We start from the raw sequence: 25,935 nt of genomic DNA, 5'->3' as shown, positions 1-25,935 counted from the left end.
GAGCTTCGCTAGCTGCTATATACTGCCGCGCATGAATGTCGACTCTCCCTTAAGCGCCTGGCAACACGCCATCGAACAGAAGGGCTTCGTCCAGGACGAAGCCCAGGAACATGCCGTGTGGGCGCTGCAAAAATGCCACGAAGCCTTGCATGAAGGCCGCACACCCATCACTGGCGTGTACCTCTGGGGACCGGTCGGGCGGGGCAAGACCTGGTTGATGGATCAGTTCTATCAAAACCTGCGCGTCCCGGCCCGACGTCAGCACTTTCATCACTTCATGGGCTGGGTGCATCAGCGCTCCTTTCAATTGACCGGCACCGCCGACCCGTTGAAAGCGCTGGCACGCGAGCTGAGCCAGGAAGTGCGCGTGCTGTGTTTCGATGAACTGTTCGTCAACGACATCGGTGACGCCATCATTCTCGGGCGTTTGTTTCAGGTGATGTTCGAGCAGGGTGTGGTGGTGGTCTGCACCTCCAATCAGCCGCCGGATCAGCTGTACGCGGATGGCTTCAACCGTGACCGGTTCGTGCCGGCCATTACCGCAATCAAGCAACACATGCAGGTGATTGCGGTGGATGGCGGGGAAGATCATCGTCTGCACCCCGGCGCCGGTCTGCAGCGTTATTGGGTGAACGTACCAGGTCAGCCCGGCGCTCTGAGCGAAGTGTTCAAAGCCTTGACCGTGGGCCAGGCGCTGTCCAGCGATCCGGTCAGGATCGGCTACCGTTCGGTCAATGTGATGCAGGCCAGTCAAACCGTGCTGTGGTGCCGTTACGCCGATATCTGCGAGCAGCCATTTGCCGCCATGGACTTCATGGCCCTGTGCGACACCTTCAGCGCTATTCTGTTGAGCGACGTGCCCAACCTCAGCGCACAAAAACGCGAAGGTCGCATCGCTCGCGGCACTGAAGACGGTGTCGAGCGGGTGGTGGCAGGGGATCGCGAGTTGCCGCAGTTGTCGGTGCATGACGACGGCGTGCGCCGGTTCATCGCCCTGGTGGACGAATGCTACGACCGCAAGGTGCCGCTGTACCTCGAAGCGCAGGTGCCGATGGAGGCGTTGTACACCGAGGGCTATCTGGAGTTTCCGTTTCGCCGCACCCTTAGTCGTCTGCAGGAAATGCAGCTAAAACGTTTCGCCGAGGCTTGATCTCCAGAAGGAGCGAACATGAATCAGCCCTTGTCTCACCATTTGCTGACCATGGCCTATCAGAACGCCTGGGCCAATCATCGACTCGCCAAGGCCTGGCTTCAGTTAAGCCGGGCTGAACTGGCTGCGCCGCGAGTCAGTTTCTTCCCCAGCCTCAACGCGACTCTGAATCACATCCTCACGTGCGACTGGTTCTATGTGGATGCACTGGAGCGGGAGTTGCGCGGTGACGAACCGCATCCCGATTGCTACGTGTTCTTCAACGTAGACGAGCCGTTCACCCACGGTGCCGATCTCAAGCGCGAGCAAGCAATGGTGGACCGTCGACTGATCGCCTACTGCGAGCAACTGCGCGACGCAGACCTCGGACGGCTCGTGACCATCGCGCGCGACACGCCGCAACATGACAGCCGTTTGCGCATGCTGTCCCATTTGTTCGAGCATCAGATTCATCATCGCGGGCAGGTTCACGCAATGCTCAGTGGCACCTCGGTCAAGCCGCCGCAACTGGACGAGTTTTTCTGTGCCGGTGAGGCAGAGTTGAGGGCCGAGGACTTTGCCGAGTTGGGATGGACCGAGGCATTGATCTGGGGCGTTTGAGAGGGAACGATCACAACAGGATCTAGTTGTCGGCACCCCGGGACTCGCGATAAGGTCGCTGGACCTTTCAGCGCGCAAGAGGCGAACTGGGGCAACTTGTGTGATTGAGGGTGGAAATGGAATCCGCAGTAATTCTTGTGCTTCAGGCCAGCTACACCAACCCGGTGCATGCCGAGGCGATTTGTCTTGTATTGAACCACTACGCCGAAGACCCGATGGGTGGCGGTCACCCGTTATCCGCCGATAGATTGCAACAACTGCCTGGGGAACTGGCCAAACGTCCGCATGCCTTCAGCGTACTGGCGTTTGTCGGCGGCGAGCCGGCAGGGCTGGTCAACTGCTTTGAAGGTTTTTCGACCTTTGCCTGCCGGCCGCTGGTCAACGTACACGACGTGGCGGTAGTGTCGAAGTTTCGCGGGATGGGGCTGAGTCAGAAGATGCTGCACAAAGTCGAGGACATCGCACGCCAGCGCGGCTGCTGCAAGATCACCCTGGAAGTACTGGAAGGTAATGCGGTGGCTCAGGGGGCCTATGGCAAATTCGGTTTTTCGCCAGGCATGTTCGACCCGGCGCACGGGCGGATGCTGTTCTGGATCAAAACGCTTTAATTTGCAATCCACAATCTTGTGGGAGCGGGCTTGTGTGGCGAGGGAGCTTGCTCCCGTTGGGTCGCGCAGCGACCCCGGCATTTCAAAGTTAAACCGCATGTAAAGGGTTTACGACTGCTTCGCAGCCGAGCGGGAGCAAGCTCCCTCGCCACGCAAGCCCGCTCCAACAGGATCCGCGCCAAAAACTACTGCTGAACAACTGCCGGCGTGACAGGCGTGCTCTTGGGTTTCATCAGGCTGAAGTCGATCAACGGCCGCTGCTGACGCTCATAAGGATCGCCGATCATCAACGGCCGTGACTTGAAGCTGTCGCTGACCAGGCTTTTGCTGCGGTCCAGTTCATCGAAACTCAGGCCTGCCAGATCCGCCCAGGTGTGAATCAGCTGAGAACTGCTGTATGGCCGTCCGAGATCACCGGCAAAATTCCAGTCATGGGTTTCTCGCCATTTCGGCGATGCCCAAGCCATGAATGGAATGGTGTACATCGGTGCCGTCGGCTTGCTCTCATTGCGGCCCAGGGTATTGTGGCCAGCGGAGTCGAAAACATCTTCGCCGTGGTCGGAGAGGTACAGCAGGAAGCCGTTCGGATCAGTCTTGGCGTAGTCCTTGATCAGGCTCGACACCACGAAGTCGTTGTACAGCACGGCGTTGTCATAGCTGTTGTACGTCGGCACCTGATCGTCACGCACGCCGTCCGGAACACCTTTGCGGTCGGTGAACTTGTTGAACGTCGACGGGTAACGGTATTGGTAGCTCATGTGCGTGCCGAGCAGATGCACAACGATCAGCTTGCGTGGGGCCGCATCGGCCAGCGCCTTGTTGAACGGCTCGATCACATCGCCATCGTACTGGGCGGCATTCTGGTTACGGTTATTGTTCAGGTACACCTGCTCATCGGCCTGCTGGGAGAACGTTGTGAGCATGGTGTTGCGCTTGGTCATGGTCTGCTGGTTGGTGATCCAGAAGGTCTTGTAACCGGCCTGTTTCATCATGCTGACCACCGACGGTGTGGACAGGTAGAGGTCGGGGTTTTCTTCGTCGGCGAAGGTCAGTACCTGCTGCAACGCTTCGATGGTATAGGGGCGCGGGGTAATGACGTTATCGAAAACCGCCAGTTGATCCTTGAGCTTGTCCAGCTCGGGGGTGGTTTCCCGTGGGTAACCGTACAGGCTCATGCGCTGACGGTTGGTGGACTCGCCGATCACCAGCACCAGAGTCGCCGGCTGATTGGCCATCGCATCGGTGAGGTTCTTGAGCGGTGCAATCTTGCTGGCGCTGTCGAGCATGGCTTGCATGCCGGCCAGGGTATTGAGGTAACGGTGATAGGCCACGGCCATCTGCCACGGCACCGCGGGCTCGATGCGAGTTTCGAATTTCTCGAAGCCGCCCGCCAGGCTGCCGGTGTGCGCGGTCTGCTTGATCAGCGGGTAACCGACCACGGCCAGCAGAATCGCCATCGCTGCGATCAGCGCCTGGCCACGAGGCAGGTACACCGGACGCAGGCGGGTCCAGAGCAAATACGCGAACGCGGTGTGGGCGAGGAAAGCCAGCACCATCCACCAGGCAAAATACTGGGTCATGTACTCGCCGGCTTCAGACACGTTCGATTCGAACATGATGAAGATGACGCTCTGGGAAAATTCCTGCTGATAGATGAAGAAATAACCGAGGCTGGCCATCGAACAGGCCCACAGCACCACGCCGATCAGCGCGGCCATCACGCGTGTTTGCCTAGGGAACAACAGCATCGGCGCGAGCCAGATGGCACTCATCACAAAGGCCTGGCGGAACCCGGTAAAACCGGAGGTGCCCGTCAGTTGAATCAGCAGTTGGGTAATGCCCGAAAAATACCAGAAGAACAGAAATAACCAGAGAAATCCTGCCCAATCAAAACCTTTCGCAGACGTTTTGCTGCGTTTAAACAAAGCCATTAGCACTCCAGCCTGATAATTACTTCGGCCGTCGCACTCTCCCTGTCGCAGACGAACGGATGCCGCACGGATACCGAACGGCCACAATGAGCCGAAGTATCGACAAGAAGGTGTGAAAACTTTGTGAGTTGCCGGAGCAGGCAGGGTTGCAGCGAGTCGGAAACAGCGGCGGCTGTTTCCGATTCAAACGAGGGGGTCAGGCGTGGGGAGCACGTTGGGTGACAGGCCAGGGCTGAACCTCATTGCCTTGGGTCAGCAGGCGCAATTGCGCGACTTCCCGCTTCAATTGGTCACGCTCATCTTTCAACTGGCGCAGTTCATCGCGACGGATCGTGACGTAAAGGGTTTGTGCTGGCAGTGCTGTGTGTACGGTGCCCATTGCTCACCTCGCAAATGGCTGTCTCAACTGTAAGTTCGCTCCCTGGATCAGGTGCTCTCTTACTATCGGCGCCAATTTTGATTTCTTTTGCCCTCGAAGGGAACTTTTTTATTTTTCATGGTCGTTGTGTCTTCGGCACGATTCCCGACGTTATCAGTCTGGATCGGGCACAATGCCCGGAAACTTCATCCCGCCGCTCTGGACTAACCCTCATTAGTCGCGTTGGGCTATAACCTTTGACACACTTTATTTGTAGTAGGGAGCATCAGTACATGCAACTCGGGATTATTGGACTGGGCCGCATGGGCGGCAATATTGCGCGGCGCCTGATGCTCAACGGACATACCACCGTTGTTTACGACCGCAATACCGCCTTTGTCGACACCCTGGCTGAAGCAGGCGCCACCGGTGTTGCCGACTTGCCAGCCCTGGTCGCTGGCCTGGCCAAACCACGCGCGGTGTGGGTCATGCTGCCCGCCGGCGCACCGACCGAAGACACCATCGACACCCTGAGCACCTTGCTCGACGCTGGCGATACCATCATCGACGGCGGCAACACCTTCTATAAGGACGACATCCGCCGGGCCAAAACCTTGTCGGAAAAAGGCCTGCACTACATCGACGTCGGCACCTCCGGCGGCGTCTGGGGCCTGGAGCGTGGTTATTGCATGATGATCGGCGGCGATGCCGAGACTGTTAAGCGTCTTGACCCGCTGTTCGAATCCCTGGCCCCGGGCCTGGGCGACATCCCGCGCACCAAGGACCGCAAGTCCGATGACGATCGCGCCGAGCGCGGTTATATCCACGCAGGCCCGGCCGGTTCTGGCCACTTCGTGAAAATGATCCACAACGGCATCGAATACGGAATGATGCAGGCCTTCGCCGAAGGCTTCGACATCCTCAAGACCAAAGCCAGCACCAACCTGCCGGAAGACCAGCGTTTCGACCTGAACGTCGCCGACATCGCCGAAGTCTGGCGTCGTGGCAGCGTGGTGTCGTCCTGGCTGCTCGACCTGACCGCCGATGCCCTGGCCAGCGACCCGAAACTTGACGGTTACTCGGGCTCGGTGGCTGACAGCGGTGAAGGTCGCTGGACCATCGAAGCCGCGATGGAGCAATCGGTGCCTGTACCGGTGCTGTCGAACTCGCTGTTCTCGCGCTACCGTTCGCGCGGGCAAGGCACCTTTGGCGACAAGATTCTCTCTGCCCAGCGCTTCGGCTTCGGCGGCCACGTGGAGACTTCGAAAAAATGACCCATGTGATCCGCAGGAAATCCAAGGCAGAACCCGCACCGCCTACCACGCTGTTTCTGTTCGGTGCCCATGGTGATCTGGTCAAGCGCCTGCTGATGCCGGCGCTGTACAACCTGAGTCGCGACGGTTTGCTGGGAAATGGACTGCGGATCATCGGCGTTGATCACAACGCCATCAGTGACGAAGCCTTCGCCAAAAAACTCGAAGATTTCATTCGGGCGGAAGTGGCGACCAAGGTCGGCAAGGGCGATCAAGCCCTTGATCCGGCCTTGTGGGCCAAACTGGCCAAGCACATCAGTTACGTCCAGGGCGACTTCCTCGACGAACGCACCTATGAAGCGCTGGCGGCGAAAATCGCCGCCAGCGGAACTGGCAATGCGATTTTCTATCTGGCTACCGCGCCGCGCTTTTTCAGCGAAGTGGTGCGGCGTCTCGGTGCTGCCGGATTGCTCCAGGAAACCCCCGAAGCATTCAGAAGGGTGGTGATCGAAAAACCTTTTGGCTCCGATCTGCACACCGCCGAAGCCTTGAACGCGTGCTTGCTAAAAGTGATGACGGAAAAGCAGATCTACCGGATCGATCACTATCTGGGCAAGGAAACCGTGCAGAACATTCTGGTCAGCCGGTTCTCCAACAGCCTGTTCGAAGCCTTCTGGAACAACCATTACATCGACCACGTGCAAATCACCGCCGCCGAAACCGTCGGCGTGGAAACCCGTGGCAGTTTTTATGAGGTCACCGGCGCCCTGCGGGACATGGTGCCCAATCACCTGTTCCAATTATTGGCGATGGTGGCCATGGAACCACCGGCCGCTTTTGGCGCCGATGCGGTACGCGGCGAAAAAGCCAAAGTCGTCGGCGCCATCCGCCCCTGGTCGACCGAGGAAGCGCGAGCCAACTCGGTGCGCGGCCAATACACCGCCGGCCAGATCGATGACGAGCCGCTGCCCGGTTATCGCCAGGAAGCCAACGTGGCGCCCGACAGCACGACCGAAACCTATGTCGCGCTCAAAGTCATGATCGACAACTGGCGCTGGGTCGGCGTGCCGTTCTACCTGCGCACCGGCAAGCGCATGAGCGCGCGCGACACCGAGATTGTCATTTGCTTCAAGCCTGCGCCGTACGCGCAGTTTCGCGACACCGAGGTCGACGAGTTGCAGCCGACCTATCTGCGGATCCAGATTCAACCCAACGAAGGCATGTGGTTCGACCTGCTGGCCAAGCGGCCGGGGCCGGCGTTGAACATGGCCAATATCGAACTGGGCTTTGCCTACAAGGATTTCTTCGAGATGCAGCCGTCCACTGGCTATGAAACCTTGATCTACGACTGCCTGACTGGCGATCAGACGCTGTTTCAGCGTGCCGACAACATCGAGAATGGCTGGCGCGCCGTGCAGCCATTCCTCGACGCCTGGGAGCAGGACGCAACGGTGGAGAACTATGCGGCCGGCGAAGACGGACCACAGACCGCTGACGAGTTGCTGACCCGCGACGGCCGTGTTTGGCACAGCGTCGGTGAGTGACGTAACGCAACAACCCATCCGTTTTCTGCTCAGTGACATGGACGGCACTTTACTGCTCCCTGATCACAGCCTCAGTCAGCGCACGATCGAAGCAGTCCGCGCCTTGCGCGAGGCCGGTGTGCTGTTCAGCCTGGCGACCGGGCGACCGCCCAAAGCCATGTTGCAGCAGATCGAAGCCCTGGGTATCGATCTGCCGACGGCGGCCTTCAATGGCGGCACAATCGTCAACCCGGACGGCAGTTTGCTGGTGGCGCATTATTTGCCGGTCACGGCAGCGTTGACGGCGTTGACGCTGTTTGCCGATCAGCCGGACATTGAAGTCTGGGTGTTCAGTGGTGGCGACTGGCTGCTGAAAGATGCGTATGGCCCGATGGTCCCGCGAGAGCAGCACGGCCTGGGTTATCCGCCGGTGGTGGTCGAGAGTTTTGAGCCTCACCTGGCACGCATCGACAAAATCGTCGCGGCCAGCAACAACGCCGAACTGTTGATCGAACTGGAAGCGCAGTTGCTGCCCAAGGTCGAAGGGCAGGCGCAGGTTTCGCGCTCGCAACCGATCTATCTGGACGTGACGGCGATGCTGGCGAACAAGGGCGAGGCATTGGCGACACTGGCCGAGTTTCTCGGGGTGCCGCTGGAACAGACCGCCGCCATGGGTGACGGCGGCAATGACCCGGCGATGTTTCATAGCGCCGGGTTGTCGATCGCCATGGGGCAGGCGGAGGAGGCGGTGAAGCGTCAGGCCGACGTGGTGACCGGGGCCAATACCGAAGACGGTGCGGCCCAGGCGATTGAGAAGTACATCCTTCCTCGATAACGACACAAAACCAATGTGGGAGCGGCGGTGCGACGATTCGACTTGCTCGCGAAGAGGCCGTCACATTCAACATTGTTGTTGAATGACACATCGCCTTCGCGAGCAAGCCCGCTCCCACATTTTGTTCAGCGTTACAGCCAGTAACTCACCGCATACCAGCCCAACACGCCCATCACCACGGTGTAAGGCAGCGCCATCCACACCATTCGCCCATACGACAAGCGAATCAGCGGTGCAATCGCCGAGGTCAGCAGGAACAGGAACGCCGCCTGACCATTGGGTGTCGCCACGCTTGGCAGGTTGGTGCCGGTATTGATCGCAATGGCCAGGGTTTCAAAGTGCTCGCGGCTCATGTGGCCGGAGATGAAAGCCTGTTTCACTTCGGTGATGTAAATGGTCGCCACGAACACATTGTCGCTAATGGCCGACAACAAGCCATTGGCAATAAACAACATGCCCGGCTGTTGATCTGCCGGCAGCGCCAGCACCCACTGGATCAGCGGCGTGAACAGTTGCTGATCATGAATCACCGCCACCACTGCGAAAAACACCACCAACAGCGCCGTGAACGGCATCGCATCCCTGAACGCGTTGCCAATACGGTGTTCGTCAGTAATGCCGGTGAACGCAGTGATCAGCACGATCACCATCAAACCGATCAGGCCGACTTCGGCGACGTGAAACGCGAGGCCGGCAATCAGAATCAGCGCCGCCACCCCTTGAACCAGCAACGCAGCGCGCTGACGTGCAGTGCGTTCGGCGTTGTCTTCGGCGGCGTAGTTGGCCAGCACCGTACGCACGTTGTCTGGCAGCAGCGTGCCATAGCCGAACCAGCGCAGTTTCTCCAGCAGCACGCAAGTCACCAGGCCGGCTGCCAGCACCGGCAGCGACACCGGGGCGATCTTCAAAAAGAAATCGGCGAAGTGCCACCCCATCTCATGGCCGATCAGCAGGTTCTGCGGCTCGCCAACCAGCGTGCACACGCCACCCAACGCCGTGCCCACAGCACCGTGCATCAGCAGGCTGCGCAGGAAAGCGCGGAACTGTTCGAGGTCGGCATGGTGGAGTGTGGGCAGGTGCCGGTCATCGCTGATTTCGCTGTCTTGACGCGGGTCGTTGCCCGAGGCGACGCGGTGATACACCGTATAGAACCCCACTGATGCACTGATAATCACTGCCGTCACGGTCAGCGCATCGAGAAACGCCGACAGAAACGCTGACAGGAAACAGAACATCAATGCCAGCAGGGCCTTGGAGCGAACCCCCAACAACAGGCGCGAAAACAGGAACAGCAGCAGGTCTTTCATGAAGTAGATGCCTGCCACCATAAACATCAGCAGCAGGATCACCGGAAAGTTGTGCACCAGCTCATCATAGAGAGCCTGGGGTGTGGTCATTTTCAGCAGCAGCGCTTCGACCAGTAGCAAGCCACCGGGCATGAGCGGGTAACACTTGAGCGCCATGGCCAGGGTGAAGATGAACTCCAGCACCAATAACCAGCCGGCCGCCACCGGTCCGACCGTCCACAACACCAGGGCGTTGAGAATCAGGAAGCCGACAATGCTCGCCTTGTACCAACGAGGTGAGTGCCCGAGAAAGTTGTGCGCGAAGGCCTGGGCCATTGAACCGGACATCGGCTACTCCTTGTATTAAGAAGCGCGCAACTTGCCGTAAGAAGAACAGAAGATCAAGTGCAGGAAAATGACGTTGGCCTAACACTGATAACGCGCGACGATCGCGCGGCAGTTTCCGTCCAGTGAGTAGCCGCCTATGACAATGCAGCCGTCGGCCTGAATCGCCAATGAAGTAGCGGTATGCGAACCGCGACCCAGGCGTGTGCGACACCAGCCAATGCCCTTGGCAAAACTGCGATCCAGCTGCCCACTGGGTAAATATCGGGCAAAAATGAAATCGGCTTCGATCCCGCCGACCATCGATCCAACTGTCAGCACACGTCCATCCGGTTGAGTCTCGGCGGCGGTCCAGCGGCAACTGCTGCGGCCGACGCCTAAAAGCTTTGGCTTGCCACCGTTGCAATGAATATCGGGTCGGCCATTACTGTGAACTTTCAGAGACAGGCAGAGCATCGGGTCGCGACTGCTGCCAAAACAATGCAAGTCACCATTTTCATGCTGGACGATCTGGTTGATCTGAGCGCTGTGCTCCCGTGCCTTGAAGGTCATGAAACCATCCACGGCGAAGCTGTCATCCAGTCGGCCGTCCGGGTGATAGCGCGCCAGCAGACCTTCCTCGGGAAAATTGATTGAGCCACTCACCAGGATCCGACCATCGCGTTGCACCATCAGGCTGCTGAGCCAGGTGTTCATCAACAAGTGCCGAACCATGACGAAGCCGCGACCGTTGAAGCTGTCGTCCAGCGAGCCGTCGGCGTTGAGTCGTATCAGCATGCCGACGTGATCGGTCGGTTCGAAGTAATGATTGGCCAGCAGCAGGATTCGACCGTCGTCCTGCACGCAGACATCACAGGCTTCGGCGCTCGGCACGCCGGGCGGTAACCAGGCGTCGCGAGCACCCAGGGAAAGATTACCCGCAAGGCGCACCACGCAACGTCCATTGTCGCCAAAACCCTGGACCGGGCAGCCTTGCTGATCAAACATCGCCAGGGCGGGAAGCGTACGGTGAGCATTCTCGTAGTGCAGGCCGGCCACCAGAATGTGCCCGTTGGGCAATGCCCGTACCTTGCCAGCCATGGCCTCGAAGCCGAGTGCGAACTGGCCGCTGATGCTGCCTTTTTTGCCGAATTCCAGATCCGCCGAACCATCTGCAAGCAGGCGGGCCAGGCCAAAGCGTTGGCCGCCCGGCGTACCGACCTTTGCCGCCACCAACAACCGGCCGACGTGGTCAATCGCAACCCCATTGGTCATGCTGGAGAGACTGCCGGCGAAATACACTTGAGTCTTGCCGGTGCCAGCGAAATTCGTATCGAGCCGTTCGGCACCATTCACGGTTGCAGGTAAGGCAAAAGCAGTCTGGGGTGACATGCATGCATCTCCTTGCCAGCCGTCCTTAATCCGGTTCCCGGATGGCGACTGCCTGAGCAAAACATTCAACCCCTGAATGACTCGGCGCACAACTGTTTTCATGAGCTGGAGGAAGCGCGTTTTGTGCCAGAACAATGTCTTTTCGAACCATTGCCAAGCCTGCCAAGTAATATGGCGGGTTAGAAGTTAAAACAGGTGAGTGGTGTCGCGCATTGACTGTAGAAAATCGTCAACTAAGAGGAAGTGGGGGCGCGGATTGCCGGGCGGCAATCCGCGAAAACGCTTAGTGCGGCATGGACCACGATTGCAGTGTGTAACCTTCCTGGCTCAACTCGGCACGGGCTTCTTCCAGCACGTGTTCGAGTTGCGCTGGATCGGAATAGGCACTGCTTGGAATTTGTTTACGGCCGATACGAGTACTAGTGCGATCGATGATAGTCAGGCTGAGCTCGCCATTACCGTCTTGTGGTGCCCAGGCCACGCATTGAAAGGGTTGGAATGCGCGGTCGGCAATCAAAAGTGCTTCGTTGATACGGAGCGGGGCGTTCATGGGGTTTTCTCTCTGTATGCCCAATCAAGTGATATGCCGTCGGTTGGGCTTACCGTTCGGCTGGTTACTTGTACTGATGCCCGCAAGTGGGGGTTGGGTCACACACAATCAAAAGAAATTTCAACTTTCTTTGATTGATTCGATATTCAGGCTGTTTCTGAAAGCTGAATGAAAGGTTCAACTCGTTAGGTAACTAACCAATTGATTTCTTATAACTAATAAGCAAACAGCCCTATAAGCAATCGATACAAGCCTGCGTCAAAATCTTGCTAGTGTTACAACGAAGCCCGCCAAATGACTGTTTTTAATAATATTTCCTAAAATTTGGCGTCAAGGAACAGTCATGATCGAAGCGCCTGCCTTGCGACGTCTTTTAGTAGTGGATCCTTGCGACGACTGCCACCGTCTGTTGCCGGGTTTACGCGCCGTGGGTTGGGATGTTGATAGCTGTACCCTGGAAAACGCCACCGAACGAACCTGCGATGTCGGCCTGTTCCGATTGCAGCCCTTTCATCTGGAGCGCCCGGAAGCCGTCAAGGAATTGATCAGCCGTAGCGGTACCGAGTGGATTGCGGTGCTGAATCAAGAAGTCCTGCGACTGCAAAATGTCGGGGACTTCGTCTGCGAATGGTTTTTTGACTTCCATACCCTGCCGTTCGATGTTTCACGGGTTCAGGTCACCTTGGGCCGCGCCTTCGGCATGGCGCGCCTGCGCGGCCAAGGCACGGTTCATATCGATCAGCCTGAACACGAACTGCTCGGCGACAGCAAACCGATTCGCGAACTGCGCAAACTGCTGAGCAAACTGGCACCCACCGAATCCCCGGTGCTGATCCGCGGCGAAAGCGGGACCGGCAAAGAATTGGTCGCTCGCACCCTGCATCGACAATCCCAGCGTCACAGCAAACCGTTCGTGGCGATCAACTGCGGCGCGATTCCCGAACACTTGATCCAGTCCGAACTGTTTGGCCACGAGAAGGGGGCCTTTACCGGCGCTCATCAGCGTAAGGTCGGACGGATCGAGGCGGCCAACGGCGGAACGCTGTTTCTCGATGAAATCGGTGATCTCCCCCTCGAACTGCAAGCCAATCTGCTGCGCTTCCTGCAGGAAAAACACATTGAGCGTGTAGGGGGGCACCAGCCTATTCCGGTGGATGTGCGGGTATTGGCGGCAACGCACGTCGACCTTGAAGCGGCCATTGAGAAGAAACTCTTTCGCGAAGATCTGTATTACCGTTTGAATGTCTTGCAAGTCATCACCGTGCCGCTGCGTGAACGCCATGGCGATCTCTCGATGCTGGCCAACCACTTTTCCCATTTCTACAGCCAGGAAACCGGCCGTCGTCCTCGCAGCTTCAGCGAGGACGCGCTGATCGCCATGGGCAAGCACGACTGGCCGGGCAATGTCCGTGAGTTAGCCAACCGGGTACGGCGCGGGCTGGTTCTGGCCGAAGGACGGCAGATCGAGGCGCGAGACCTGGGGTTGATCAGTCAACACATCACCGCTACGCCGATGGGCACCCTTGAAGACTACAAGACCCGCGCCGAGCGTCAGGCGCTGTGCGATGTGTTGAACCGGCACAGCGATAACCTGAGCGTCGCCGCCAGAGTCCTGGGCGTGTCGCGGCCGACTTTTTACCGATTGCTGCATAAGCACCAAATCCGCTAGGGCGCGGTGAAACGAAGAGGCCCGCTGCGACATTCATCGCAGCGGGCCTTTTCCATAGGGGGAAAACGGTTAGAAGTAGTACGGGAATTTCAGGCTGAAGGAAAAGTCTGGCGAGTCGTCGGTCAGGCCGATGGCCAGGTTGGGAACGATCGTCAGGTTATCGGTTGCTGCCAGGGTCATGCCGATGTTGAAGTTGGCCGAGTTGTAATCGCTGTTGGAAATCGATTGCCAATCGCCACCGTCCGGCTTGATCTTGCTCTTGCGGGCGAACTGATCGGTGAACGAGAACGACATACTCATCTTCTCGTTCAAGGCGAATGCAATGCCGGCGCCGACCTGCCAGGAATCGCCCAGTTTCACGTCCCCGGGCACCTTGGAGTTGACCTGAGGGCTGATGTCGCTGAAAGAGTCTTCCATGTTGTAGGTGTAGGCCAGGCTGCCGAACAGCACGGCCGGGTCGAAGCTCTTGACCAGCGAGAGCCCCGGGGTGATCGACCAGACACCATTGCCGGTAGGCAAGTCCTCGGGTACCGAGAGGTTATCGTTGTTCGGGTCATTGACCAGCTTGATGCCGTAAGGGTCCTTACCGGTCGGCGCCTTGAGGCGCAGTGTAAAGACCGCGTCGGGCAGATTGGCCGACTCATCCAGAAACTTGTAGGCAACGCCAAAGTTCACATCGCCGATGGTCGGGTCGCGGGTAACGGTTGCGTCCGACGTCACCGGTCCTGCGCCACCGGCGCCACCGGAGGAATACGTTGATTCGCGATAAACCACGGGGACATTGATGTCGAACTGCCAACGTTGTGCCACGTTGTAGCGGGCGGTCAGGTCCAGGGTCCAGTTATCCGCCTTGATACGGTCGAGGTTGATGTTACCGAGGAAAATTGCGTCCAGTGCCAGGAAGCCATTGAGTACCAATGCACGGGTATCGTAGTGCGTATAGGTCAGGCCGGTTTCGACGCTGAACTTGCCGCCACCGAAGAAGCCGCTGGCTTCGTCATACAGGTTGGAAACGCTTTGCGCAGGCTCCGAATCCTCCTGGAGCGATTGGCCGTATGAACTGCCCGTGGTTCCCGGCGCACCGGCGGCCACCGTCTGACCACTCCTGGGCGTTTCTGCGGGGGATTTGGTCAGGCGTTTGGGAGCAGGAGTCGCAGGTGCTTCTTCGACTTGGCGAACGCGTTGCTCGAGTACCATCAGCGCGTTCTGTTGTACTTCGTAACGCTGTTTCAACTCCATGAGTTCTTGTTTTAGTGCTTCAACCTGGGGGTCCGTTGCTGCGTATAGCAGTGTGGTCGGGGCCAGGCTACTCAAACAAACGATAGCTCTGAACGTCAACGATCGGTGCATGGGTTAGCCGTCCCTTCTGACTACATCGGGTGACACTGAGCGTAGATCAGAATCCTTGAGTGCGAAGACCTTTGAGCTGGTCCAGGTTGCCGCTCAGCGACCCGGTTGTCGCATTGTCACGCAGCACGACATTGAAGGATGTGAGGTTGTTGACCTGGTTACCACCGCCGAGCAAAGTCGTGTTCTGCATCAGCCCGCCCTGGGCCAGGCGTTGTACGGTACTGCCCTGGTTGTTGTTGCCCACGATGTTGAGTTGCACACCCGTGCCGGTCGAGGAAACGCTCAACGAGCCCGCGCCATTGGCGCCGACCAACGTCGAGCCTGCGGCCAACGCCTGGCCCTGCTGTTGCGTTGCTGGCGCTTGGCTAGCTTTTGTGACGTTGATTTCAACGTTGTTGTAGGCAGTGTTATGGTCGCCGGCAGCACGCACGACTTGAGTGACGCCTTCGGTGCTGTTGAGGCCGCTGCCGCCAGTGACGGTACCGGTGCCTTGCGAACGCGCTGAGCCATCACCTTTTTCGTTGATCATCGACACATAGAACTGTGGCTTGATGGTTGATTGTTGAATTTGCATCGAGGACGTTGCCCCGATCACTTCACCGTTGGCATTTTGCCAAGTGCTGGTCATGACAATGCCGAAACTGATGACCCGCCCCGGCATGACATAGCGGCCGCGCAGGGTCGCCAATTCCTGATCCTTCAGTTCAATGGGTTTGAATGTCTGTGCCTGGGTCGGCAGGCTGGCGGCCAGGCAAACCACGACCAGCCACATTGGAGTCTTCATTGGATGCTCCCGGAGCGTCGTGCTCCTTGTCATTAGAAGAAGTCGCTTTGGATGAATCCGAAATCCATCAACTCTGCGTCTCGCACCGGGGCGAAGGTGTTGATGCGGTTTTTGGCGGTCAGTGGCAGGGGTGGGTCGAGCAACGCATTGGTTTTGTCGTAGCCCTGACCGATGACGGCAAAGATGATGCCGTTCCAGCCTTTTACAAAGTCGTCGACTTTGTAGCGTTTATGACCGAGTACCGGATCTCCGATATAGACCCAGCCCTTATGGACTCTTTGCATGACCACAAAATGTTTGTAACCACGGATATCCATGAGTACCACCACCGGAATTCTGATTTCGCTCAGCATTTGCGGCGCTACCCGGTAGCCACGGGCCCGCATGCCGATACTTTCCACGTAACGCTTCATGTCGAGCATGGAGAAGCCCTGGACGCGGACAAGATCTTGATCGGAGTGTGACAGCATGCCTTCGATGATCTGTTCTTCATTCACGTCCAGCCAATAGGCTTGGCGCAATATGGTCGCCAGCGCAGCGGCGCCGCAACTGAAGTCGGTTTTCTGTTGCACCAGGTCGGCAAATTTACGCTCGCGCATGCTCTGGATCGGCTTATACACCACCGCGCCGCCCGGCAGGACGGAAAGCGGCATTTGTGCAGCCTCGCTCACGCAGGCCACGCAAAGCAAAAATGCCAAGGCGATAATGCGCATGGTAGGACGCCTTCTGGTTGTGTTGAAACAGGCCCCCGTAAGGGGGCCTCCAGAGACAGCAATTAGAATGAGTTGTTGGAAATGGCCAGCGAGTTGCTTTGTTGGTTACCCACACCGGCAGCCACGTTGACGCCCAGGTTGCCACTGCCACCATTCACCGAACCGTTCAGGGCCGCAGTGTTGGTCACAGGGTTTGCCCAGCCAGTTGGAGTCAGCACTTGATAGGAATAGGTGTTGCTCAAATCATATGAGCTGCTTTCACTGTAGCTTTTCGCTTTGTCGTACGCAGATTCGGACGATTTACTGCCCGATTTTTCGTACGAGGAGGCGGACGATTTATCGTACGATTTATCGTACGATCTGTCGTACGAGGAATCGCGCGATCTGTCGTACGAAGAGTCGCGCGATCTGTCGTACGATCTGTCTCTCGATGCGTCAAGCGTTGCGTCAATCGATGCGTTAAGCGATGCGTCGGCAGTCCTGCTGCGGGTGCGATCGCCATTGCCATTATTGAAGGTAACGGAACTGGCAGCCGCTGCATTAGCGTCCAAAGTAGCGTTCAAGGAAGCACTCAAAGAAGCACTCGAAGAACCGCTCGCAGTACTGCTGTTAGAGCCGCTCGCATTACTGCTATTAGAACCACTTATATCAACGCTTTTGGAACCGCTGGCATCAAAGCTCCTGGAACCGCTCGCGTCCCAGCTAGAAGAAGCGCTTTTACTGCCGCTAGCCTCGGATGACTTATCGCGAGAGAAACTACCGCTGGCCGAGTTGCTGACTGTCATCGTATCCAGGCGATACGTCCGATCGGCGTTGTTATTCACTACCAGGCCAGGACCTTGTTGATCGGCAGAGGCGGTGGCTGTTGCGTTACCAAGTGGGGCATTGGTGTTGGCAATTGCCATGGTGTTTTTCTGTTGGTTAAGGTCGCCACCAGCAATGTTGATACCCATATTACCGCTGCCGCCATTACCCGATCCGCCCATCACGGCAGAGGCTGTGCTGCCGAAGTTGTTGACCCTGTTATTGTTGCTGTATTGCGTGACGTCGGCGGTGGCTGTGGCAGTGCCGAACACGAAGCTGTTGTCTTGACTGGAGTTTGAGGCAGCATTGGCGATAGCGGACGCGTTGTCTTGTTGGTTGCCGCTACCTGCTGCCACGTTGACGCCGACGTTGCCGCTGGCGCCTGTGGCAGAGCTGGTCATTTCAGCTTCGTTGACAGTCCCTTCGTTACGGATGCGGTTGCCGGTACTGCTCTGGTTATCCCACGCATTGGCAGTCGCATAGACAGGGATCTTTGTTGGAGGAGGGGTGTGATGGCCGTTGTTGTGGCCATGGTGGTGGTCATTGTCACGCCAATCGTTCGCTTGTACAGCAACAGCCATGACCGCAGCAATTGCGAAAACCAGAGGCTTTAGTGCCATCGAAGGTTTCATGGTGATTCTCCGTACTTATTTTAGGTTAAGTGTTGTTTCTACCTGTTTGGGTCAATCCGAGACCCGTACGCTCAGGGTATTGGCCGTTCGGTTTCCCACCCCGGCGCTCTGATTCAACTGGATCACCCCACGGCTACCGGTGAAGGCCTGATCGCTGGTAGCGACCTGGCGATTGCCTGGTGCAGAGTCAGTTGGATCGGAGTTGTTGATCAGCGCCACGTTCTGCTGCATGAGGACGCTGTCGTCGATACTTTGCGGCTGTGTGCTGATGCTTATCCGCAGGGCATTGGCTTGCTGGTTGCTGGCGCCCGCGCTCTGGTTGACGCCCAGTACGCCGTTGCCGTGGCTGAAGGAGTCGCCTTGAATGCTGGATCGAGCATCGATCCTGGGGTCGACCTGCGTACGCAACCGTTGGCGAATCTGTGTGGTAGCACTGGCGTTGTTGCCAACGGCGATGGCTCGGGCGTTGGCCTGTTGCTGCTGATCGCCCGCAGCCTGGTTGACCGAGAGGTTGCCTTGGTGCTGCATGCCCGAACCGTCGATTTCGGCGTTATTGATGACGGGAGGTTGGGCAAAGGTCGATGCACTGCAAAACATGGCAATCATCAGCAGCGTACGATTCATCTCAACGGTCTCCCGTTACAACTCTCAGAGCACCCAGGCCTTGCTGGATGTTGGAATTGACCATATTGGAAATACCGTTACCCGAATTGCCCGAACGTCCAGCGGGGAGGTTGGAAAGCTGGGTCTGATTGGTGAGATTGCCGCCCAGGTTATTGGTGTTTTGAGTGACCAGGCGGGAGATACCTGCACCACTGGCGACGTTGGCAAAGTCGCCGTCGCTCAACTCATTCGTTTGCCTGAGGATTTGTTTGGACGGGTTGGCATTGGCGGTCGTGGGGCTAGGGTCGGGAGCCACCGGCGGACGCGTTGCCATGCGCGGTTGGACATCACGTTTGATAATAATGATGCCGTTGTCGGCCTGTACGGGCAGGCTGAAACTTGAGCCCAGTGCGCATCCGATCAGTAGGAGGCTATAGATGCTGTTATCAAATGTCCCCACGGCGGCAATTCCTTCTTTGTTGTGGGCTGGTCCTAAATCAGCGTTGTGAAGGAGTGAGCGAAAGCTGTGCCGGTTTTTGATTATTGTTTTGATTCAGAGGGTTATCGATCAAGGCGAGTGGATCGATGGAGGGTGCTGTTTCAGGTCTGAGACAACCGCCGGGGCGGCAATGTGATAAAGGATCGCAAACACTCTGGATCCAAGCTTTGTGCGGGGATGTATCGGCGCTTTAACACATCGCATGACAAGACGATGACCAGCGTTGAAACGGGCTGTTTGAGAGGGGACGCGTGTTTCAGAAACGGACGTATTTGCAAAAATTTTGCAACAAATGCTGGAGGAGAGTGCCAGTAAGTTAAGCCCAATCCCTTGTGGGAGCGAGCCTGCTCGCGATAGCGGTCTGACCGTCAACATAGATGTTGAATGTGAAGGCCCAATCGCGAGCAGGCTCGCTCCCACAGGTCCCGCCTTGGCATGGGGTATTGGCCCAAATAGGGCAGATCAGTGTTCGAGCAGTAACGCGACGGCTTGCAATGCCCGAAGCCGGCGTTCGGTCCAATCACCCTCAAGCACTTGAACAGGCTGTCGATGCTGCTCCAGCCACGCCTGAGTGGCGCTGAAAAAAGCCCGGCGTTCATCCAGTTCGGGCTGACAACGCTGACCGTCATCGGTCCAGTCGACCTGTTCGGGCGACAGCAGCAAGTGCAAGTCGTAGTGCCGAGCCAGCAGCGCCTGTTCGAGCCAGGTAGGGCAATCGCCAAACAGGGTCTGGCTCCAGAGCATGTTGCTCAGCAGGTGAGTGTCGAGAATCAGCAACGGCGGCCCAAGGGCGCGAGCATCATCCTCCCATTGCAGCTGACCGCGAGCAATTTCAGGAATATCGTCCGGGCAGGTGTCTCGCGCCTCCTGCTCGATGAACCAGCGCACGTATTCGCCTACCAGAGCACCGCCGAATTGCTGTTGCAGTTCGGCGGCCAGCCAGCTCTTGCCGCTGGATTCAGGCCCCGTGAGTACCAGCACTTTCATGTGCGCAACGCCGGGTCGGCGCGCCATGTCCGCCAGCCATGCACCGCCAGCAACGCGAATACCCCATAGAGGCCGGCGGTCAGGTACAGCGCTTTATAGATGAAGAGACCAACAAAGATGATGTCCAGCGCGAGCCACAGGGGCCAGCATTGCAGACGTTTTTGCGCCATCCATAATTGCGCCACGAGGCTGAAACCGGTCAACGCCGCATCAAGCCAAGGCTGGGCGGCATCGGTCCAGTGAGCCATTGCGGCGCCCAGCAACAAACTGCCGGCTGCGCCCACGGCCAGACCGAGCGCGATGGATTTTCCATCGAGCAGGCTGACCTGCCGCCTACCATGAGTCGCGGTCCCCTGAGTCCACTGCCACCAGCCGTAGAGCTGCAACGCGGCGTAGATCACTTGCAGCAACATGTCCGAATACAGCTTCACCTCGAAAAAAATCCAGCTATACAGCAGCACCATGACCAGGCCGATCGGCCAGCACCAAGGGTTCTGTTTGACCGTCAACCAGACGGCAATCACGCCGAGGGCGGCAGCAAACAGTTCAAGCCCGGACATGGGAGTTCCTTGGTGTCGTAAAAATGAGGGGGGCGAATTGTACCCGGAAAAATCGCGTCATCGTTCATCGCGAGCAGGCTCGCTCCCACAGGAGATCTTTAGAGGACACAGGCTTTGTGTTCGACAACGATCCAACGTGGGAGCGAGCCTGCTCGCGATGGGGGCGACTGGTGTTCCGGGCTGGCCGGGCCAGTTGCCCCTACTGAATTGATCAGACCCGAAATTGCTTCAGCAACCCGTTCAACTGTTCGCTCAGTTCCTTGAGGTGAACGCTGGCCACGCTTGACTGTTCGGCCGCCAGTGCCGTGCTGTGGGACAACCCGGCTGCCTGGGTGACGTTCTGATTGATGTCTTCCACCACATGGGCCTGTTGCAAGGTCGCACTGGCAATCGAAGCGTTCAACCCGTTGAGGTTGCGCAAGGCCTGGCCGATGGCATTCAGGCTGGCGCCCGCCAGGCCGGCCTGTTCGATAGTCAGCTGCGACGCACGGCTGCTGTCGCCAATCACCTTGACCGCCGCTTCGGAATGGCTTTGAAGGCGTTCGATCATCGACTGGATTTCCGCCGTGGACTTCTGGGTGCGCTGGGCCAGCAGCCGCACTTCATCGGCGACCACCGCAAACCCGCGACCTTGCTCGCCGGCCCGGGCAGCTTCAATGGCGGCGTTGAGGGCGAGCAGGTTGGTTTGCTCGGCGATGGAGCGGATCACTTCCAGAACGCTGCCGATTTGTGTGCTTTCGGCGGCCAGCGTACGAATCACTTCGACGGCTTGATCGATGGTCGACGACAGCTTGTCGATCTGCTGCAGGCTGCCGTCGATATTGACCTGCCCCTGTTGCGCCTGAGACTCGGCATTGCGCATTTCGCTGGCCGCGTGCTCGGCGTTTTTGGCCACATCCTGCACGCCGTAGGTCACTTCGTTGATCGCGGTTGCCACCAGTTCCATTTGTTGGGATTGCTGTTGGCTGCGTTGCTGGGCTTGCGCGGCATCGTTGCCCAGTTCGCTGGAAGACTGACCCAACGCGCTGGCGGAGGTTTGCAGCTGACTGATCACCAGGCGCAGTTTGGCGGTAAAGGCGTTGAAGTGCCGGGCCAGTTGCGTGACTTCGTCCTGGCCGTGGGTATCGAGGCTACGGGTCAGATCGCTTTCACCACTGGCGATGTTGGCCATGGCGTTCACGGTTTCCTGGAGCGGACGCACGATGCTGCGGGCAATCATGATCACCAGCAACGCCATGATCAGGGCGATCACCAGGCCCACGAAAGACGCCTTCCAGACCTGCGCATAAAACTCGGCCTGCATGTCATCGATGTATACGCCCGAACCAATCACCCAACCCCAGGGCTCGAACAGTTTGACGTAGGAGGTTTTTTCCACCGGCGCGCTGGCGCCCGGTTTCGGCCAGCGGTAATCGACCATGCCGGCACCCTTGGCCTTGGCGATGGCGACCATCTCGTTGAACAGCGCGAAACCGTCAGGGTCGCGGATCGTCGAGAGATTCTGACCTTCAAGTTTGGGATTGGTCGGGTGCATGACCATGACGGGCGTCAGATCATTGATCCAGAAATAATCGTTCTGGTCGTAGCGCAAACCGCGCACGGCAGTCAGTGCCTGTTTTTGCGCGGCGTCGCGAGTGAGGGTGCCGGCGGTTTCCAGGCTGTGGTAGTAGGTCAGGATGCCACTGGCCGTCTGCACCACATGCTGGGTTTTCTGAGCCTTGGCATGATAGAGGTCGTCGTGAATCTGCTTGAGCATCAACACGCCCAACGTCAATAGCATCACCACGGCTACGATCAAGATGAGCCACAAGCGTCGGCTGATCGACACACTGCGCAAGCTGTTCATAACGCTGTTACTCCGGTTTCTTGTTCTTGTAATAAACGATCGCCAGCATCCAACCACACTTTGCCGATCGGGCCTATGCGACTCAGGTCCTATTACGCGGCAGCGAAAACAGGGCGTGTCTGATAGGATTTCGGCCCCGCGCGAAAAAACCTGAGTTCCAGTTTGGTTTTCACGGAATTTTTACGGTTTTGTGGGGATCTTTGTGCGCGCGGGATGTCAGCTACGCTGATCGCAGTGAACGCTCAAAAAATATTAACGGGGCGTGCCTGGGGCATTGCTTCTTGGGGGATTGATGGATCTTTGGACGGCCTTTCAGGCATTGATTTTAGGCGTTGTAGAAGGGTTGACGGAGTTCTTGCCCATTTCCAGTACCGGGCACCAGATCATTGTGGCGGACTTGCTCAACTTTGGGGGCGAGCGGGCCATGGCCTTCAATATCATCATTCAGCTCGGGGCAATCCTGGCGGTGGTCTGGGAGTTTCGCCGCAAGATCTTCGACGTGGTCATCGGTTTGCCGACGCAGCCCAGCGCTCGACGCTTTACCGCGAACCTGTTGATTGCCTTCCTGCCGGCCGTGGTATTGGGGGTGATTTTCGCCGACTTGATTCACGAGTACCTGTTCAACCCGATTACCGTGGCCACCGCATTGGTCGTGGGCGGGATCGTCATGTTGTGGGCTGAACGCCGTCAACATGAAGTGCATGCTGAAAGTGTCGATGACATCACCTGGAAAGACGCCCTGAAAGTCGGCTTCGCCCAATGCCTGGCGATGATTCCGGGGACCTCGCGTTCCGGCTCGACGATCATTGGCGGTCTGCTGTTCGGGTTGTCGCGCAAGACGGCCACCGAGTTCTCATTCTTCCTCGCCATGCCAACCATGGTCGGCGCGGCGGTGTACTCGGGCTACAAATACCGCAACCTGTTTGTGCCGGCTGATTTTCCGGTGTTCGCCATTGGCTTCGTCACTGCGTTTATCTTTGCGATGATCGCCGTTCGGGGCTTGCTCAAATTTATCGCCAGCCACAGTTACGCGGCGTTCGCCTGGTATCGCATTGCGTTCGGTCTGGTGATCCTGGCCACCTGGCAGTTCGGCTGGGTCGACTGGACAGCAGTCAAGCCATGAACGATTCCAGTGCGCGCAACAACAACCCCGGACGCAAGTCCGGGGGCGCCATTCAGAACCTGCGGCTGAAACTGCTGGTGTTCGTTGCGCTGTGCGCAGTGCCGTTGTTTGGCTCGGTGTCGCTGTGGCTGCACGGGGTGTCGGTGATTCCCCTGGCGGCCTACGGCATCGTCAGCGTGCTGGCGTTTTTCCTGTACTGGAGCGACAAGCACAAGGCCCGCGCCGACAGTTGGCGCACGCCGGAGAATGTCTTGCACGCTGTGGAGCTGGCCGGCGGTTGGCCGGGTGCCTTGCTGGCCCAGCAAACGTTTCGGCACAAGACCCGCAAAGTCTCGTTTCAGTTGGTGTTCTGGCTCATCGTGCTGATGCATCAGGTGTTCTGGATCGATCAGCTGTTTCTGGGCGCTAATCTGTTTGCGCTGCTTTAAAGCACTTTAAAGCAGCAAGCCGACCTGCGTGCGCTTGGGCAACTTGCTCACCACCAGTTGGTGGGAACGTTGCAGCAAGCCTTGCAGTTCTTCGGTGCCCAGCGGGTAGGGCGTTTCCATGATGACCCACTGGGCCCGAGCCAGATACGGCGCCGGGTGAATGCCCGGCCGGTCGCAATGGCCCAGGAACAGGTCCTTGTCGACCTTGAAAGCCAGCGACTGTCCCCGCAGGTTCTGCAAGGCGAACATCTTGTTCCCGGCAATCGAAAACACCCGCACGCCACCCCACTTGTAATCCTCCCGCGCGCCGGGCAACGCCAGGCAGTATTGCGCGACATCCTCTTCGCTCATTAATCCCGCTTTCATAACAGTCTGTCCCCACAAGCATTGAATGATTCGATCAAATGGTCGATCCAGGCGCGCACGGCCGGCATCACCCCGCGTCGATGAGGGTAGACGGCTTGCAGCCAGCCGCCCGGCAATGACCAGTCGGGCAACAGTTGCACCAGCTCGCCGTTTTTCAGCTCCTGCTCGCAATGCATCATGGGCAGCATGGTAAAACCCTGGCCACTGAGGGTGCAGGCTTTGCGTACGATGAAATCGTCGATCCCCAATCGCGCTTCCAGGCTCAGATCATAGCTTTTACCTGTTTGATCAAGCATGCGGATATGCACCATGCGGTCGGCTTCCAGAGCGCCGAGAACGGGCAGGTTTTTCAGGTCTTCGGGATGATTGATTTCACGGCCGAGCAAAAATGCAGGGCTGGCAACCATCAGCATCTGAGCCTGACGCAGGCGGCGGGTGACCAGCAATGGATCTTCATCACCCAGATCCCGCACTCTCAAGGCGACGTCGACGCCCTCGTTGATCAAGTCAACCCGACGGTTGAGCAACATCATCTCCAGCTGAACCTGAGGGAATTTCTCCAGGAAGTGACTGATCACCCCAGGCAGAATTTCGTGGGCCAATCCGACGGGGCAGGACACTCGCAAGCGCCCTCGGGGTTCGCTGGACATGCTGGCCACCGCTTCGTCGGCCATCTCGGCTTCCAGCAGCATCGCCTGACAATGGCGCAAGTAACGCTCGCCCACGGCGGTCAGGTTGAGTTGGCGGGTGGTGCGTTGCAGCAGACGCGCTCCCAGGCGTTCTTCCAGCTCGGCGATGCGTCGCGACAACCGCGATTTGGGAATCCCCAACAAACGCCCGGCCGCTGCGAAACCACCGGCTTCGACCACCTTGGCGAAGTAGTAGAGGTCGTTGAGATCTTGCATGGTTTAAACTCGACTGTTCTATCAGTGGGACAAACTATCGCATTGTTACCGACTAATCATCTATTGGTTTCGTCGGTAGGATTGTCTCCATTAGATCGCCGGTGGCGATCCTCACCTTGGAGATCCCACATGAAATTACTGCATATCGATTCGAGCATTCTGGGTGACAACTCGGCTTCCCGTCAGCTGAGCGGCGAAGTCGTCAAAACCTGGCAAGCCGCCGAGCCTGGCGTTGTGGTGACTTACCGCGACCTGGCAGCCGACGCCATCAGCCATTTCTCCGCCACCACCCTGGTCGCCGCCGGCACCGCCGCTGAACTGCGCAACGCCGCGCAACAGCACGAAGCCGATCTGAGCGCGCAGGCCCTGGCCGAATTCCTCGCCGCCGATGCCGTTGTGATTGCCGCGCCGATGTACAACTTCACCATCCCGACCCAACTCAAGGCCTGGATCGACCGCATCGCCGTAGCCGGTCAGACTTTCCGCTACACCGAAGCCGGCCCTGAAGGCCTGTGTGGCGGCAAGAAAGTCGTGATCGTCTCGACTGCCGGCGGTCTGCATGCCGGTCAAGCAACCGGTGTTGCGCACGAAGATTATTTGAAAGTGCTGTTCGGTTTCCTCGGCATCACCGACATCGAGTTCGTCCGCGCCCATGGCCTGGCCTACGGTGATGAAGTGCGCACCAAAGCCATGAGCGACGCTCAGGCGCACATCAGCGAGCAATTGTTTGCTGCCGCATAAGGCTTGCGTAAAGTCGTAAACAGCTCGGGCAATACCCCTGAAACTCTGTATTCTGGTCATCGTGATGGCCAGGTACGGAGTTTTTTTGTTTCTGGCGGTTATCAGTCTCTGGCCC

26 protein-coding genes are annotated in these 25,935 nt (G+C 58.0%); 10 read left to right on the top strand and 16 right to left on the bottom strand.

The annotated features are described in order from the left end of the window. Positions 1 to 31 precede the first annotated feature (31 nt). The 3 genes from zapE (at position 32) to BK662_RS20645 (ending at position 2,358) form a co-directional block, all read left to right on the top strand. Positions 32 to 1,150, top strand: a complete 1,119-nt coding sequence (gene zapE, locus BK662_RS20655) for a cell division protein ZapE (RefSeq protein ID WP_123359603.1) — start codon at positions 32 to 34, stop codon at positions 1,148 to 1,150. An 18-nt stretch (positions 1,151 to 1,168) separates the two neighbouring features. After that, positions 1,169 to 1,750 carry a DinB family protein gene (locus BK662_RS20650; RefSeq protein ID WP_123359602.1) on the top strand — a complete coding sequence of 194 codons (582 nt, stop codon included), beginning with the start codon at positions 1,169 to 1,171 and terminating at the stop codon, positions 1,748 to 1,750. A gap of 116 nt (positions 1,751 to 1,866) precedes the next feature. Beyond that, entirely contained in the window at positions 1,867 to 2,358 is a 492-nt protein-coding gene (locus BK662_RS20645; RefSeq protein ID WP_123359601.1) for a GNAT family N-acetyltransferase, read from the top strand. A 185-nt stretch (positions 2,359 to 2,543) separates the two neighbouring features. On the opposite strand, the gene BK662_RS20640 is transcribed toward BK662_RS20645, so the two are convergent. Beyond that, positions 2,544 to 4,289: a phosphoethanolamine transferase CptA gene (locus tag BK662_RS20640; protein WP_123359600.1), complete on the bottom strand. Its 1,746-nt coding sequence runs from the start codon at positions 4,287 to 4,289 to the stop codon at positions 2,544 to 2,546. A gap of 196 nt (positions 4,290 to 4,485) precedes the next feature. Further along, positions 4,486 to 4,668: a DUF6026 family protein gene (locus BK662_RS20635; protein ID WP_123359599.1), complete on the bottom strand. Its 183-nt coding sequence runs from the start codon at positions 4,666 to 4,668 to the stop codon at positions 4,486 to 4,488. Positions 4,669 to 4,940: 272 nt separating this feature from the next. Here BK662_RS20635 and gnd point away from each other — a divergent pair, with 272 nt between their 5' ends. From gnd to BK662_RS20620, 3 genes are read left to right on the top strand one after another with little or no spacing between them, the layout of a single operon-like run. Beyond that, on the top strand, positions 4,941 to 5,921 hold the full coding sequence (gnd, locus tag BK662_RS20630) for a phosphogluconate dehydrogenase (NAD(+)-dependent, decarboxylating) (RefSeq protein ID WP_123359598.1): 981 nt from the start codon (positions 4,941 to 4,943) through the stop codon (positions 5,919 to 5,921). Next, positions 5,918 to 7,444 (top strand): glucose-6-phosphate dehydrogenase, encoded by a 1,527-nt coding sequence (gene zwf, locus BK662_RS20625; RefSeq protein ID WP_123359597.1) that lies wholly within the window; start codon positions 5,918 to 5,920, stop codon positions 7,442 to 7,444. Before gnd ends, zwf begins: the two co-directional genes overlap by 4 nt. After that, positions 7,437 to 8,258, top strand: a complete 822-nt coding sequence (locus BK662_RS20620; RefSeq protein ID WP_123359596.1) for an HAD family hydrolase — start codon at positions 7,437 to 7,439, stop codon at positions 8,256 to 8,258. The genes zwf and BK662_RS20620 overlap by 8 nt, the downstream gene beginning before the upstream one ends. A gap of 131 nt (positions 8,259 to 8,389) precedes the next feature. Here the strand turns inward: BK662_RS20620 and nhaB are convergent, their stop codons facing one another. The 3 genes from nhaB to BK662_RS20600 form a co-directional block, all read right to left on the bottom strand. Then, the gene (gene nhaB, locus BK662_RS20610; RefSeq protein ID WP_123359595.1) at positions 8,390 to 9,892 is read right to left on the bottom strand and encodes a sodium/proton antiporter NhaB; all 1,503 of its coding nucleotides are present in this window, start codon (positions 9,890 to 9,892) and stop codon (positions 8,390 to 8,392) included. Positions 9,893 to 9,970: 78 nt separating this feature from the next. Then, entirely contained in the window at positions 9,971 to 11,260 is a 1,290-nt protein-coding gene (locus BK662_RS20605; RefSeq protein ID WP_123359594.1) for an NHL repeat-containing protein, read from the bottom strand. Between the two features lie 283 nt (positions 11,261 to 11,543). Continuing rightward, positions 11,544 to 11,810, bottom strand: a complete 267-nt coding sequence (locus BK662_RS20600; protein WP_123359593.1) for a hypothetical protein — start codon at positions 11,808 to 11,810, stop codon at positions 11,544 to 11,546. A 343-nt stretch (positions 11,811 to 12,153) separates the two neighbouring features. Here BK662_RS20600 and BK662_RS20595 point away from each other — a divergent pair, with 343 nt between their 5' ends. Continuing rightward, positions 12,154 to 13,479, top strand: a complete 1,326-nt coding sequence (locus BK662_RS20595; RefSeq protein ID WP_123359592.1) for a sigma-54 dependent transcriptional regulator — start codon at positions 12,154 to 12,156, stop codon at positions 13,477 to 13,479. Positions 13,480 to 13,548: 69 nt separating this feature from the next. On the opposite strand, the gene fapF is transcribed toward BK662_RS20595, so the two are convergent. The 9 genes from fapF to BK662_RS20545 form a co-directional block, all read right to left on the bottom strand. Continuing rightward, positions 13,549 to 14,829: a fibril amyloid transporter FapF gene (gene fapF, locus BK662_RS20590; protein WP_123359591.1), complete on the bottom strand. Its 1,281-nt coding sequence runs from the start codon at positions 14,827 to 14,829 to the stop codon at positions 13,549 to 13,551. 46 nt (positions 14,830 to 14,875) lie between these two features. Next, the gene (fapE, locus tag BK662_RS20585; RefSeq protein ID WP_123359590.1) at positions 14,876 to 15,613 is read right to left on the bottom strand and encodes a fibril amyloid subunit FapE; all 738 of its coding nucleotides are present in this window, start codon (positions 15,611 to 15,613) and stop codon (positions 14,876 to 14,878) included. A gap of 32 nt (positions 15,614 to 15,645) precedes the next feature. Further along, complete coding sequence (gene fapD, locus BK662_RS20580) at positions 15,646 to 16,326, bottom strand: fibril amyloid maturation endopeptidase FapD (protein WP_123359589.1); 681 nt, start codon at positions 16,324 to 16,326, stop codon at positions 15,646 to 15,648. 62 nt (positions 16,327 to 16,388) lie between these two features. Next, complete coding sequence (gene fapC, locus BK662_RS20575; RefSeq protein ID WP_123359588.1) at positions 16,389 to 17,762, bottom strand: amyloid-like fimbrin subunit FapC; 1,374 nt, start codon at positions 17,760 to 17,762, stop codon at positions 16,389 to 16,391. A gap of 51 nt (positions 17,763 to 17,813) precedes the next feature. Beyond that, positions 17,814 to 18,386 (bottom strand): fibril amyloid subunit FapB, encoded by a 573-nt coding sequence (fapB, locus tag BK662_RS20570; RefSeq protein WP_123359587.1) that lies wholly within the window; start codon positions 18,384 to 18,386, stop codon positions 17,814 to 17,816. Between the two features lies 1 nt (position 18,387). Further along, positions 18,388 to 18,825, bottom strand: coding sequence for a functional amyloid chaperone FapA (gene fapA, locus BK662_RS20565; RefSeq protein ID WP_123359586.1), 438 nt, complete (start codon positions 18,823 to 18,825; stop codon positions 18,388 to 18,390). A 501-nt stretch (positions 18,826 to 19,326) separates the two neighbouring features. After that, positions 19,327 to 19,851: an AAA family ATPase gene (locus BK662_RS20555; protein WP_123359585.1), complete on the bottom strand. Its 525-nt coding sequence runs from the start codon at positions 19,849 to 19,851 to the stop codon at positions 19,327 to 19,329. Then, positions 19,848 to 20,411 carry a nicotinamide riboside transporter PnuC gene (pnuC, locus tag BK662_RS20550; protein ID WP_123359584.1) on the bottom strand — a complete coding sequence of 188 codons (564 nt, stop codon included), beginning with the start codon at positions 20,409 to 20,411 and terminating at the stop codon, positions 19,848 to 19,850. Before pnuC ends, BK662_RS20555 begins: the two co-directional genes overlap by 4 nt. 211 nt (positions 20,412 to 20,622) lie before the next feature. After that, positions 20,623 to 22,257: a methyl-accepting chemotaxis protein gene (locus BK662_RS20545; protein WP_123359583.1), complete on the bottom strand. Its 1,635-nt coding sequence runs from the start codon at positions 22,255 to 22,257 to the stop codon at positions 20,623 to 20,625. Positions 22,258 to 22,549: 292 nt separating this feature from the next. Between BK662_RS20545 and BK662_RS20540 the strand changes: the two genes are divergently transcribed. Both BK662_RS20540 and BK662_RS20535 read left to right on the top strand, forming a co-directional pair. Further along, entirely contained in the window at positions 22,550 to 23,380 is an 831-nt protein-coding gene (locus tag BK662_RS20540) for an undecaprenyl-diphosphate phosphatase (RefSeq protein WP_123359582.1), read from the top strand. Then, entirely contained in the window at positions 23,377 to 23,808 is a 432-nt protein-coding gene (locus tag BK662_RS20535; RefSeq protein ID WP_123359581.1) for a DUF1294 domain-containing protein, read from the top strand. Before BK662_RS20540 ends, BK662_RS20535 begins: the two co-directional genes overlap by 4 nt. 6 nt (positions 23,809 to 23,814) lie before the next feature. Here BK662_RS20535 and BK662_RS20530 read toward each other — a convergent pair whose 3' ends face one another. Beyond that, on the bottom strand, positions 23,815 to 24,174 hold the full coding sequence (locus tag BK662_RS20530; RefSeq protein WP_123359580.1) for an MmcQ/YjbR family DNA-binding protein: 360 nt from the start codon (positions 24,172 to 24,174) through the stop codon (positions 23,815 to 23,817). Beyond that, on the bottom strand, positions 24,171 to 25,079 hold the full coding sequence (locus BK662_RS20525; protein ID WP_123359579.1) for a LysR substrate-binding domain-containing protein: 909 nt from the start codon (positions 25,077 to 25,079) through the stop codon (positions 24,171 to 24,173). Before BK662_RS20525 ends, BK662_RS20530 begins: the two co-directional genes overlap by 4 nt. Positions 25,080 to 25,208: 129 nt before the next feature. Between BK662_RS20525 and BK662_RS20520 the strand changes: the two genes are divergently transcribed. Next, positions 25,209 to 25,820, top strand: coding sequence for an FMN-dependent NADH-azoreductase (locus BK662_RS20520; protein ID WP_038983429.1), 612 nt, complete (start codon positions 25,209 to 25,211; stop codon positions 25,818 to 25,820). The last annotated feature ends 115 nt before the right edge of the window (positions 25,821 to 25,935 follow it).

Source organism: Pseudomonas frederiksbergensis, assembly GCF_003732275.1.
In the GTDB taxonomy this organism is placed as follows: domain Bacteria; phylum Pseudomonadota; class Gammaproteobacteria; order Pseudomonadales; family Pseudomonadaceae; genus Aquipseudomonas; species Aquipseudomonas frederiksbergensis_H.
Note: the sequence above shows the minus strand (reverse complement) of the source record. Positions and strands in the feature narration are given on the sequence as shown.